General features: G+C 44.1%; 10 protein-coding genes. 8 read left to right on the top strand and 2 right to left on the bottom strand.

Going from position 1 to position 10,101, the window contains the following annotated elements; all coding sequences use genetic code 11:
* The first annotated feature begins 233 nt into the window (after nt 1-233).
* From rplU to cgtA, 3 genes are all read left to right on the top strand, one after another.
* The gene (rplU, locus tag JK188_RS04740; protein ID WP_006658010.1) at nt 234-542 is read left to right on the top strand and encodes a 50S ribosomal protein L21; all 309 of its coding nucleotides are present in this window, start codon (nt 234-236) and stop codon (nt 540-542) included.
* A gap of 19 nt (nt 543-561) precedes the next feature.
* Nucleotides 562-819 (top strand): 50S ribosomal protein L27, encoded by a 258-nt coding sequence (gene rpmA, locus JK188_RS04735; RefSeq protein WP_004905922.1) that lies wholly within the window; start codon nt 562-564, stop codon nt 817-819.
* 132 nt (nt 820-951) lie between these two features.
* Entirely contained in the window at nt 952-2,127 is a 1,176-nt protein-coding gene (cgtA, locus tag JK188_RS04730; RefSeq protein ID WP_036949030.1) for an Obg family GTPase CgtA, read from the top strand.
* 85 nt (nt 2,128-2,212) lie between these two features.
* Here the strand turns inward: cgtA and dacB are convergent, their stop codons facing one another.
* Complete coding sequence (gene dacB / locus JK188_RS04725) at nt 2,213-3,661, bottom strand: serine-type D-Ala-D-Ala carboxypeptidase (RefSeq protein WP_211886877.1); 1,449 nt, start codon at nt 3,659-3,661, stop codon at nt 2,213-2,215.
* Between the two features lie 255 nt (nt 3,662-3,916).
* On the opposite strand from dacB, the gene greA reads away from it, so the two are divergent.
* Nucleotides 3,917-4,393, top strand: a complete 477-nt coding sequence (gene greA, locus JK188_RS04720) for a transcription elongation factor GreA (protein ID WP_036949035.1) — start codon at nt 3,917-3,919, stop codon at nt 4,391-4,393.
* A gap of 118 nt (nt 4,394-4,511) precedes the next feature.
* Here greA and yhbY read toward each other — a convergent pair whose 3' ends face one another.
* Nucleotides 4,512-4,805: a ribosome assembly RNA-binding protein YhbY gene (yhbY, locus tag JK188_RS04715; protein ID WP_036949037.1), complete on the bottom strand. Its 294-nt coding sequence runs from the start codon at nt 4,803-4,805 to the stop codon at nt 4,512-4,514.
* A 259-nt stretch (nt 4,806-5,064) separates the two neighbouring features.
* On the opposite strand from yhbY, the gene rlmE reads away from it, so the two are divergent.
* The 4 genes from rlmE to glmM all read left to right on the top strand — a co-directional run bounded on the left by rlmE (nt 5,065) and on the right by glmM (nt 9,968).
* Nucleotides 5,065-5,694, top strand: coding sequence for a 23S rRNA (uridine(2552)-2'-O)-methyltransferase RlmE (gene rlmE, locus JK188_RS04710; RefSeq protein ID WP_036949039.1), 630 nt, complete (start codon nt 5,065-5,067; stop codon nt 5,692-5,694).
* Nucleotides 5,695-5,751: 57 nt separating this feature from the next.
* Nucleotides 5,752-7,719, top strand: a complete 1,968-nt coding sequence (gene ftsH, locus JK188_RS04705; protein ID WP_036949042.1) for an ATP-dependent zinc metalloprotease FtsH — start codon at nt 5,752-5,754, stop codon at nt 7,717-7,719.
* 70 nt (nt 7,720-7,789) lie between these two features.
* Nucleotides 7,790-8,638, top strand: coding sequence for a dihydropteroate synthase (gene folP / locus JK188_RS04700; RefSeq protein WP_211886878.1), 849 nt, complete (start codon nt 7,790-7,792; stop codon nt 8,636-8,638).
* Nucleotides 8,631-9,968, top strand: a complete 1,338-nt coding sequence (glmM, locus tag JK188_RS04695) for a phosphoglucosamine mutase (RefSeq protein WP_211886879.1) — start codon at nt 8,631-8,633, stop codon at nt 9,966-9,968. The genes folP and glmM overlap by 8 nt, the downstream gene beginning before the upstream one ends.
* The last annotated feature ends 133 nt before the right edge of the window (nt 9,969-10,101 follow it).

The following is a 10,101-nucleotide window of genomic DNA, read 5'->3' as shown; positions in this document are numbered from 1 at the left end:
GATTATCGGGTGAAATGCAAAAAATGTTTAAATAAGTAACAATTAAAGATATTCCTGAGAAATCAGCCGGAAAAAGATAGGGCTGATAAAAAAGTCGTATTTTTTGTAATCTAACTGCATTATAGGCTTGTGTTCTGCTGCTTTTTTGCGTAGAATTCGCGCCCTATTGTGAATATTTTATAGCGTGCTCTGGAATTGAAATATTTAGCGAGTACGCGGAAAGCGGAGTTAATATGTACGCGGTTTTCCAAAGTGGTGGTAAACAACACCGAGTTAGCGAAGGTCAAACTGTCCGCCTAGAAAAGCTGGACATCGCAACAGGTGAAACTGTTGAATTTGATCACGTTCTGATGGTTGCTAATGGCGATGAGATCCAAATCGGTGCTCCTATCGTTGAAGGCGTTAAAGTGAAAGCGGAAGTGGTTGCACACGGTCGTGGCGATAAAGTTAAAATCGTTAAGTTCCGTCGTCGTAAACACAGCCGTAAGCAGCAAGGTCACCGTCAGTGGTTCACTGATGTTAAGATCACTGTCATCGCTTAAGATTTAGGAGAGCAGATTAATGGCACACAAAAAGGCTGGTGGTTCGACTCGTAACGGTCGTGACTCAGAAGCAAAACGTTTAGGTGTTAAACGTTTTGGTGGTGAAGCTGTATTAGCAGGTAGCATCATCGTTCGTCAACGTGGTACTAAGTTCCACGCAGGTAACAACGTTGGTTGTGGCCGTGACCACACTCTGTTCGCATTAGCGGACGGTAAAGTTAAATTTGAAGTTAAAGGTCCTAACAATCGTAAATTTATCAGCATCGAAGCTGAATAAGTTTTCTGACTTTTAATTTTTGAATTAAAGCCCTGCAAAAACCTTTTGCGGGGCTTTTTATATTCAGAATATGCCATCTCTGGGTAATACCGCCATCAGGCACTATAATGGCCAGCAGACGGAGAAAGAATTATGAAATTTGTAGATGAAGCCAAAATTTTGGTCGTGGCAGGAGATGGTGGCAATGGTTGTGTCAGCTTCCGCCGTGAAAAATATATCCCGAAAGGTGGACCTGACGGTGGTGACGGTGGTGACGGTGGTGATGTCTATTTACAGGCAGACGAAAACCTCAACACACTGATTGACTACCGTTTTGAAAAATCATTTCGTGCAGAACGTGGCCAAAATGGTCAAAGCCGTGAGTGTACAGGTAAACGTGGTGAAGACATCACGGTTAAAGTCCCTGTAGGAACGCGTGTACGCGATCTTGGCACTAATGAAGTACTCTGTGATATGACTCGTCACGATCAACGCCATATGGTCGCTAAAGGCGGTTTCCATGGGCTTGGTAATACTCGTTTTAAATCTTCCGTTAACCGTGCTCCGCGTCAGCGTACCATGGGAACGAAAGGTGAAACGCGTGAAATCTTATTAGAGCTGATGTTACTTGCTGATGTCGGAATGCTGGGTATGCCGAATGCTGGTAAATCCACATTTATTCGTTCAGTATCAGCAGCGAAGCCAAAAGTTGCCGACTATCCATTTACAACCTTGGTTCCAAGCCTCGGCGTGGTACGTATGGATAACGAGCAGAGCTTTGTGGTTGCAGATATTCCAGGATTGATCGAAGGTGCTGCGGAAGGTGCAGGACTTGGGATCCAATTCCTGAAGCACTTAGAGCGTTGCCGCGTACTGCTGCATCTTATCGACATTTGCCCAATCGATGAATCTGATCCGGTGGAAAACGCCAAGATCATTGTGGGTGAGTTAGAAAAATACAGTGAAAAACTGGCTCAGAAACCACGCTGGTTAGTCTTCAACAAAGTGGATATCTTAGGTGAAGAAGAGTCTGCCAAACGTGCAGCTGAAATTGCTAAAGGTATGGGCTGGGAAGATAAGTATTATATGATTTCTGCTGTAAACCACGAAGGTGTGAAAGCACTGTGTTGGGATATCATGGAGTTCATGAATACTCAGCCGCGTGATATGGCCGTTGAAGATGAAAACAGCCAACCAGAGAAAGTTGAATTTATGTGGGATGATTACCACAAAGAGCAGCTATCTGGTGCAGATGATCTTGATGACGATTGGGATGATGATTGGGATGAAGATGACGACGAAGGCGTCGAATTTATCTACCAAAAATAATTATCTTTGAGTCATATAAAAAGGCACAACTTGCGAAGGTTGTGCCTTTTTTATTATGAAGATTTTAAAAGGATCCTCAGGGAGATCAGTTCTTTTGGTAAAGATCGCGATAGAGGCGGCTTTCAAAGCGAACTAAAGGTACACGGCGGCTATTATATTGGCTTTGTGGCACGGCATAAGCGGAAATGAACTGGACGAATGCCACTTTTTCACCGCTTGCGGTAGTAATAAAGCCTGCAAGGTTATAAACCCCTTGTAATGCACCAGTTTTCGCTGACACCTTGCCATTGACTCCAGCCTCATCTAAACCACCACGGTAGCGCAATGTTCCATCATGCCCAGCAAGTGGTAGCATCGAAATGTAATCCAGCTGCTGGTCATTTTTAGCGATAAATTGCAAAACTTGCATCATGGTCGCCGGCGTGATCAAATTGTGGCGAGATAAGCCAGAGCCATCCACCATCACGGTATTTCCTAAATCAATACCCGCTTTCTGCTTGAGGACTTGTCTTACTGCATCAGAGCCAGATCGCCAGGTACCCGGAACACCGTAATAATCACGACCAATCGTTCTAAATACTGTATCCGCTATCATGTTATCAGACTTTTTCAGCATGATTTTTAAGAGGTCATGCAGCGGTTTGGATTCAGTTTTGACGAGTACTTGTGATTGAGGCGTCTGCTGGGTGCGTTTTTTAACCGCGCCAGACAATTCAATGCCCGCGACCTGCAACTCATTTTTGACTATGGCGCCGGAGTAGCTCGCCCCATTTTGCACTGCAAATGCGAGCGGTAATGGCTCACTACGCTGGGTTAAGCAGCCTGTTAATGTATAGCGATTTAATTCCCCAGGAACCACATCTAACTCGCAATAGCGAGCTTCTGGTGAGCCTTTAGCAAGAGTTTTGACTTCACTGAACATGTTTACAGGATAGAAACTGGCTGTTTTGATATAAGCCATTTCTCCAGCTTTATCTGAGGGATAAAGGGAAACGGAGAAACAGTTTCTATCAATGATGGCAGCGGCCGGTGGAGCACTGAAACACTGAGTCATATCATTCCATACCCAGCCTGGTGCTTTATCATGGCTCGCAAAAGCCGAAATATCGACAATGAGATCGCCATCGATTTTATGAATGCCAATCTGTTTTAACGCATTGACCATATTGCGAATTTGCTGACGTGTTAACGTAGGGTCACCACTAAAGCGAATCACCAAATCACCGGATAACGTATTGTTATTGAGCTTTCCGTTGGTCTCGAAGTTAGTGACGAAACGGTAGTCCGGACCTAGCTGTAATAATGCAGCGAGGGCGGTGACGACTTTCTGCGTACTGGCAGGCAGAGCCATTTGTTGAGCGTTATAATCAATAAGAGGGGTATTACTTCCTACTTTCTGCGCAACCAGAGCAAGGTTAGTGCCGTCAGGGAGATACTGCTTATAATCATCGATAGGGATGGCAGATGCTTGCGAAGTAATGAATGCAAGTCCTAAAGTGAAGATTAATTTTCTGGTTGATGTTAGTAGCGACATATATTTCACGCATTAGGGTAGACATACTGCACATACTAAAGTGTAATGCCCAATAAAGTAAACGATGATCCGCTATTAACTCTCAGTTAAAATAGCGAACAGTATGATAAGATAAGGCGCAAGTTGGTCTGATTGAGTTATTGACACCTTAAGTTTTTGAACACCCCCTACATATCATGGTGTTCGGTGTACTGTTGTTACAAAATCAGGAAGATACTTATTTTTAGATAGGATTGAATTAGAGGTATTTATCAAATGAAACAGATTCCAATGACGGTATTTGGTGCTAACAAGCTAAGAGAAGAGCTCGAGTATCTGAAATCTGTCCGTCGTCCTGAAATTATTGCTTCTATTGCAGAAGCTCGTGAACATGGCGATTTAAAAGAAAACGCTGAATATCATGCGGCGCGTGAGCAACAAGGCTTTTGTGAAGGTCGTATTCAAGAAATTGAATCTAAACTTTCTCACTCTCAAGTGATTGACGTTACCAAAATGGCAAATAATGGCCGAGTGATCTTTGGTGCGACGGTTACCGTATTGAATTTGGATACTGATGAAGAGTTAACCTACCGCATCGTAGGTGATGATGAAGCTGATATTAAAGTGAACTTAATTTCAGTGAATTCACCAATTGCGCGTGGACTAGTGGGCAAAGAAGTTGATGATGTCGTAATGATTAAGACGCCGGGCGGGGATGTTGAGTTCGAAATTCTTAAAGTTGAGTATATCTGATTCCTATTTCCCTGAATTGGTTATATTATTTTACTGATTTAGAGAGAAAGGCCGCAGGCGGCCTTTTTCGTCATATAAAACATGCTTTCAATGGCATTTTTATATAAATGAGCAGTTATTATTTAGGTAAACTAATTTTGCGCTCAGCCGATGGACGGTAGAGAACGAGAATTTTACCGATAACTTGAACATTTGCTGCACCAGTTTCGCGAACAATCGCTTCAGCGATCAAATTTTTAGTTTCACGATCTTCGCCAGCGATTTTGACTTTGATAAGCTCATGATGTGTTAATGAGACTTCGATTTCAGCCAAAACACCCTCAGTTAAACCATTGTTGCCAATCATAACAACTGGGTTTAAGTGATGAGCGAGACTTTTTAGGTGTTGAACTTGTTTTTTGTTAAGATTCATCGATTTTTTGCTTGGTTAGTATTGAAAATGGCATATTCTACCGCCATCTGATCACTATCACCATCTATTAATCTTATTCGATGGTAAAGAAGCAGCTAATGATTACCCGAAAGTAATCCAGTGACAAGTAGGCAGCACGTTAACACTCTCCCGATAAACAGCGCTATTTATGTGACTTGGGTAGAAAAAATGAAGCTAACTCCCTGTAACTTGAAGAATGTCGGGAAATGTATTTCTATTAGTATAGTTGGAAAGTGCAATGGCCAATAAAAAACGTTCGGCAAGCTCCAGTCGTTGGTTGCAAGAACATTTTAGTGATAAATATGTTCAGCAAGCACAAAAGAAAGGGCTCCGCTCGCGTGCATGGTTTAAACTGGATGAAATCCAGCAAAGTGATAAGATTTTTAAACCAGGTATGACCGTTGTTGATTTAGGGGCTGCTCCTGGTGGGTGGTCGCAATATGTTGTCGGCCAAATCGGTCACAATGGTCGTATTATTGCTTGTGACCTATTACCAATGGACCCAATCGTCGGCGTGGATTTCCTCCAAGGGGATTTTCGTGACGAAGCTGTACTGGCTGCTTTGTTAGAGCGAGTTGGCGATAAAAAAGTACAAGTGGTTATGTCTGACATGGCCCCAAATATGAGCGGAACACCAGCAGTGGATATTCCCCGCTCTATGTATCTGGTTGAACTAGCATTGGATATGTGCCGTGCGGTATTGGCTCCCGGGGGAAGTTTTATCGTTAAAGTGTTTCAGGGAGAAGGCTTTGACGAATACCTTAGGGATATCCGCTCCCTGTTTACGAAGGTGAAAGTTCGTAAACCCGAATCTTCGCGGGCACGATCGCGTGAAGTATACATTGTAGCGACAGGACTAAAACTATAGTACCCTGAGCGTTATTTGTTAACACAGTTGTAAGGTGAGGTTAATCCCTTGAGTGACATGGCGAAAAACCTAATTCTCTGGTTAGTCATCGCAGTTGTTCTGATGTCCTTGTTCCAGAGTTTTGGCCCAAGCGATTCGAATAGTCGCAGAGTTGATTATTCAACGTTTATCAATGAGTTAGCCCAGGATCAGGTACGTGAAGTTCGTATCACAGGTCGTGAATTGAACGTCAGAAAAGCGGATAATAGCCGCTACACAACTTATCTGCCTATGCAGGATGAGAAGTTGTTAGACACCTTGTTAAACAAGAATGTTACTGTCGTCGGTGAACCACCAGAAGAACCTAGCTTACTGACATCTATTTTCATTTCCTGGTTCCCAATGCTGCTGTTGATTGGTGTCTGGATCTTCTTTATGCGCCAAATGCAAGGTGGTGGCGGTAAAGGGGCGATGTCATTCGGTAAAAGCAAAGCCCGTATGCTGACAGAAGATCAGATTAAAACAACATTTGCTGATGTTGCGGGTTGCGATGAAGCGAAAGAGGAAGTGGGGGAGATCGTAGACTTCCTGCGTGAACCTGCTCGTTTCCAAAAACTCGGTGGTAAAATCCCTAAAGGTGTCCTGATGGTAGGACCGCCGGGTACAGGTAAAACATTACTGGCTAAAGCCATTGCTGGTGAAGCGAAAGTACCATTCTTTACTATTTCCGGTTCAGACTTCGTGGAAATGTTTGTGGGTGTGGGTGCTTCACGTGTTCGTGATATGTTCGAGCAAGCAAAAAAAGCGGCGCCTTGTATTATCTTTATCGATGAAATCGATGCTGTTGGTCGTCAACGTGGTGCCGGTTTAGGCGGTGGTCACGATGAGCGTGAGCAGACACTGAACCAAATGCTGGTTGAGATGGATGGTTTCGAAGGTAACGAAGGTATTATCGTGATCGCGGCAACTAACCGTGCTGACGTTCTGGATCCAGCATTATTGCGTCCGGGTCGTTTTGACCGTCAAGTTGTGGTTGGCTTACCTGATGTCCGTGGTCGTGAGCAAATCTTAAAAGTTCATATGCGTCGTGTGCCTATCGACCCTGCGGTTGATACAACTATCTTGGCTCGTGCAACACCTGGTTTCTCCGGTGCGGAATTGGCTAACTTAGTGAACGAAGCCGCACTGTTTGCAGCGCGTGAAAATAAACGCGTTGTAACGATGGCTGAATTCGAAAGAGCGCGTGATAAAGTGTGGCTGGGTGCAGAGCATCGCTCACTGATGATGACTGAAGAGCAGAAAGAATCTACTGCTTATCATGAAGCTGGACACGCAATCGTCGGTTACTTAATGCCAGAGCATGACCCTGTTCATAAAGTGACTATTATTCCTCGCGGTCGTGCATTAGGTGTGACTTTCTACTTACCTGAAGGTGACCAAATCAGTGCAAGCCGTCAGAAGTTAGAAGGTAATATCGCAAGTACATACGGCGGTCGTATTGCGGAAGAACTGATCTACGGTTATGACAAAATCTCAACCGGCGCATCAGGTGATATTCAGCAAGCAACTAGCACTGCGAGAAAAATGGTGACTCAGTGGGGCTTCTCTGACAAGTTAGGTCCAGTGTTATATTCTGAAGAAGAAGGCCCAGCATTCTTAGGTCGTTCAGGACATAGCTCGACTTACTCAGATGAAACTGCACGCATCATTGACGAAGAAATTAAAGCAATTATCGACCGTGGTTATGAGGTTGCACATAAAACCTTAACTGACAATATGGATATTCTGCATGCGATGAAAGATGCATTATTGAAATATGAAACTATCGATATGCCAATGATTGACGATCTGATGAACCGCCGTCCAGTACGTGCGCCAGCAGGCTGGGATGAGGATAAAAAAGTGAACAATGTGACAGGTTCATTTGGTGCAGCGACTAGCGCATCAAAACCTGAAGCAAAACCAGCTGAAACTCAACCAGAAGAGCCAACTGAAAAATCTGATGAAAATAATTCATCCGATAATAACGATAGCAAGCCACAGTAAGCCATCGTAACAAGTTGAATAATTAAAAACCCCAGATTACTGGGGTTTTTTACGTTAAGGAAAAATAATCATGCATATTAAAGCCCGAGGTCGCCTCCTTGACTTATCCACTCCTAAAGTGATGGGGATTTTGAATGTTACTCCTGATTCATTCTCAGATGGTGGCACTCATAATCGTTATCATGATGCTCTAGACCATGTTGCCAAAATGGTACAAGAAGGGGCAACAATTATTGATATTGGCGGCGAGTCAACTCGACCTGGTGCGGCTGAAGTTTCTGTCAGTGAAGAGCTCGACCGCGTTGTACCAGTAGTGGAAGCGATTGCAAAACGTTTTGATGTTTGGATCTCTGTAGACACATCAAAAGCCCAAGTAATGGATGAGGCTGCGAAAGCTGGGATGCATATTATCAATGATATCCGCTCGTTACATGAAGAAGACTCCCTTGCAGTGGCTGCAAAACTAGGGTTGCCCGTCTGCATTATGCACATGCAAGGTCAACCAAGAACCATGCAAGATGCCCCCGATTATGTGGATGTAGTAAAAGAAGTTAAAGAGTATCTCGATCGTGAGATTGAGCGCTGCGTGAAGGCGGGAATTGATAAACAGCAAATAATCCTCGATCCAGGCTTTGGTTTTGGTAAGAACCTGTCGCATAATTACCAGTTACTAGCGCATTTAGATCAATTTCATGATTTCGGACTACCGCTCTTGGCAGGGATGTCACGAAAATCTATGATTGGACAATTATTAAATGTTCCACCTCAAGAACGTCTAGCGGGTAGCTTAGCGTGCGCCACTATTGCAGCAATGCAAGGAGCGCAAATTATCCGAGTTCATGATGTGAAAGAGACAGTACAAGCAATGCAAGTCGTTCAGATGACTCTGTCAGAAAAGGAAAAATTAGCGTATGAGTAACCGTAAATATTTTGGTACTGATGGTATCCGTGGCAAAGTGGGCGATAGCCCAATTACGCCTGATTTTGTTTTAAAATTAGGCTGGGCTGCGGGTAAAGTACTGGCTCGTCACGGCTCACGTAAAATTATCATTGGTAAAGATACGCGTATTTCTGGCTACATGCTGGAATCTTCATTAGAAGCTGGCTTAGCTGCAGCAGGGTTATCTGCTTCCTTCACCGGTCCAATGCCAACGCCAGCAGTAGCTTATTTAACTCGCACTTTCCGCGCTGAGGCTGGGATCGTAATTTCAGCTTCCCATAACCCTTACTATGATAATGGGATTAAATTCTTCTCCATCGACGGGACTAAACTGCCTGACGAAGTTGAAGAAGCGATTGAAGCGGAAATGGAAAAGCCAATTACTTGCGTTGAATCTGCAGAGCTGGGTCGTGCGAACCGCATCGTCGATGCTGCAGGGCGCTACATTGAATTCTGTAAAGGGACATTCCCGAACGAGCAAAGCTTAAACAGCCTTAAAGTGGTTTTAGACTGTGCGAACGGCGCAACCTACCACATCGCACCTAACGTATTTAGCGAATTAGGCGCGCAAGTCATCACAATGGGCTGTGATCCTAATGGGATCAATATCAATGAAGAATGTGGTGCAACCGACGTTCGTAAGCTGCAACAGCGTGTTCTGGCAGAAAAAGCGGATGTAGGTTTAGCATTTGATGGTGACGGTGACCGTATCATCATGGTTGATCATCAAGGTAATAAAGTCGATGGCGACCAAATTCTGTATATCATTGCGCGTGAAGCTCTGCGTCAAGGCCAATTGAAAGGCGGTGTTGTGGGGACTCTAATGAGTAACATGGGGTTAGAAATCGCACTGAAACAGCTGGGTATTCCATTTGAACGAGCGAAAGTGGGCGACCGCTATGTTCTGGAAAAACTCCAAGAAAAAGGCTGGCGCATGGGGGCTGAAAACTCAGGTCATGTGATTTTATTAGATAAAACCACAACAGGCGACGGTATTGTTGCGGGTCTGCAAGTACTGAGTGCCATGGTGCGTAACCATATGAGCCTGCACGATTTATGCAGCGGTATGAAGCTTCTACCTCAAATTCTGGTCAACGTACGCTTTAAAGGCAAACATGATCCTCTGCAAAGTGATGCTGTTATTGCAGCAAATGAGCAAGTGGAAAAAGAGTTAGCCGGCAAAGGTCGCGTATTGTTAAGAAAATCAGGTACTGAACCGCTGATTCGTGTCATGGTTGAAGGTGAAAACGAAGAAACTGTCACCGAAATGGCGAACCGTATTGCTGATGCAGTTAAAGCGGCAGGTTAATGCCGTACATTCTCCCTTTAGCGGATAAAAATTAGCTGGAGGGAGGCGAATAACCGAGTTGAGCATTATTTCGATAGTTTGCTGTTTTTTTCTTCAAATAGTTAAATGAAATCAAAATAGACTTGCTTGTCGG

Source organism: Providencia sp. JGM181 (genome assembly GCF_018257375.1).
In the GTDB taxonomy this organism is placed as follows: Bacteria; Pseudomonadota; Gammaproteobacteria; order Enterobacterales; family Enterobacteriaceae; genus Providencia; species Providencia lanzhouensis.
Note: the sequence above shows the minus strand (reverse complement) of the source record. Positions and strands in the feature narration are given on the sequence as shown.